The following is a 1,145-nucleotide window of genomic DNA, read 5'->3' as shown; positions in this document are numbered from 1 at the left end:
TGAAATCCGTAAAGATTTTTGTCGTAGGTCGAACGCACTGCACCATCAGGTGATTTACCGAAGCGTGAATCCGCTGCCCCGGACTGCGGCATATCCTGCCGTTCTGTATGTTCTCATGCCGAACGATGAAGCCGATAGGGCGCTGCTGCGAACAGGGCATCACGGGCAGAAATCTGAGCGAATTTGCAGCACAGCGGATTTTTCACCGACAAGCACGCTGGCATCACCGATACGAAAACCGATTATACGAAATTATGGAGGTAAAACCAAATGAAATCCAATCTGAGAAATGAGATCAAGTCGTACATCGTCCGTCAGGGCACGACCATGCAGGAGGTGGTCGATCTGCTACGGGACGAACACGGCTGGTCTGACAGCGTTTCCAACCTGTCCAATAAGCTCCAGCGGGAATCCCTGCGCTATGTCCAGGCTGTCCAGCTTGCCGACGCGCTGGGCTATGAAATCGTCTGGCAGAAACGAAGATAAGGAGGATTTTTCACATGACGGATACGGAAAAGAAATTGTTGCAGGCACAGCACCGGTTAGAGGAAGCGCAGGCGCGGGATCGTGTCAAGGAACGCAAAGCCAGAACGCGCAGACTCATTCAGGAGGGTGCAATTCTGGAAAAGGTGCTGCCGGAGGTGCGGACGATGGAGCCGTCTGCGCTGGAGGATTACCTGATGCAGAAGCTGTCGCAGCACAATTGAATCCGCTGGGAGGTCTCCAGGAAACTGGGGGCCTCCCTCTTTTTCCTCCCGTAAGGGCGCACTTACTCACCACCCTGAAGGGGCGGTGGTACTTGCCGTTGGCAAGCCGTGCGCTCTCCGAGAGGGACTGCGGCTGCTGCGGCAGCCTCCAGACAATGCCACCCTGCAAGTGCTGCTGTCATCGTCTGCGCAGGTCTCAGTTGTTTCCGTTTTGGAAACAGCTTGCGACCTGCCCGCACAAACCTGCCACCGGCAGCTTTGTTTGCGGCTATGCCCCGAAGCTCGGCTTCGGGGCAGTTTCTCTTTTGCGAAAGAGAAACAGAAAAAGAAAGAACGAGGTGAACAAGAGATGGCGATTTATCATCTGGAAGCGAAGGTGGTCAGCCGGGGCGCAGGACGCTCCGCTGTGGCCGCCTCCGCTTATCTGAGCTGTTCCCG

General features: G+C 55.5%; 4 protein-coding genes. All 4 read left to right on the top strand.

Going from position 1 to position 1,145, the window contains the following annotated elements; all coding sequences use genetic code 11:
- A partial coding sequence (locus tag LKD37_RS17520) for a hypothetical protein (RefSeq protein WP_302930332.1) occupies window positions 1-274 on the top strand: 274 nt, incomplete at its 5' end.
- Entirely contained in the window at window positions 271-486 is a 216-nt protein-coding gene (locus LKD37_RS17515; protein WP_302930331.1) for an LLM class flavin-dependent oxidoreductase, read from the top strand. The genes LKD37_RS17520 and LKD37_RS17515, both read left to right, overlap by 4 nt.
- Window positions 487-500: 14 nt before the next feature.
- On the top strand, window positions 501-707 hold the full coding sequence (locus LKD37_RS17510; protein ID WP_302930330.1) for a DUF3847 domain-containing protein: 207 nt from the start codon (window positions 501-503) through the stop codon (window positions 705-707).
- An 85-nt stretch (window positions 708-792) separates the two neighbouring features.
- Window positions 793-1,145: hypothetical protein (locus tag LKD37_RS17505; RefSeq protein ID WP_302930329.1), on the top strand; the 353-nt coding region annotated here is incomplete at its 3' end.

It is taken from the genome of Brotocaccenecus cirricatena, from assembly GCF_020687045.1.
In the GTDB taxonomy this organism is placed as follows: domain Bacteria; phylum Bacillota; class Clostridia; order Oscillospirales; family Oscillospiraceae; genus Vescimonas; species Vescimonas cirricatena.
This window is presented reverse-complemented; position numbering and strand designations above follow the sequence as displayed.

Coding starts and splice junctions, on each gene's coding strand:
- LKD37_RS17510 (WP_302930330.1), top strand. CDS start 501: ATGACGGATACGGAAAAGAAATTGTTGCAGGCACAGCACCGGTTAGAG.
- LKD37_RS17515 (WP_302930331.1), top strand. CDS start 271: ATGAAATCCAATCTGAGAAATGAGATCAAGTCGTACATCGTCCGTCAG.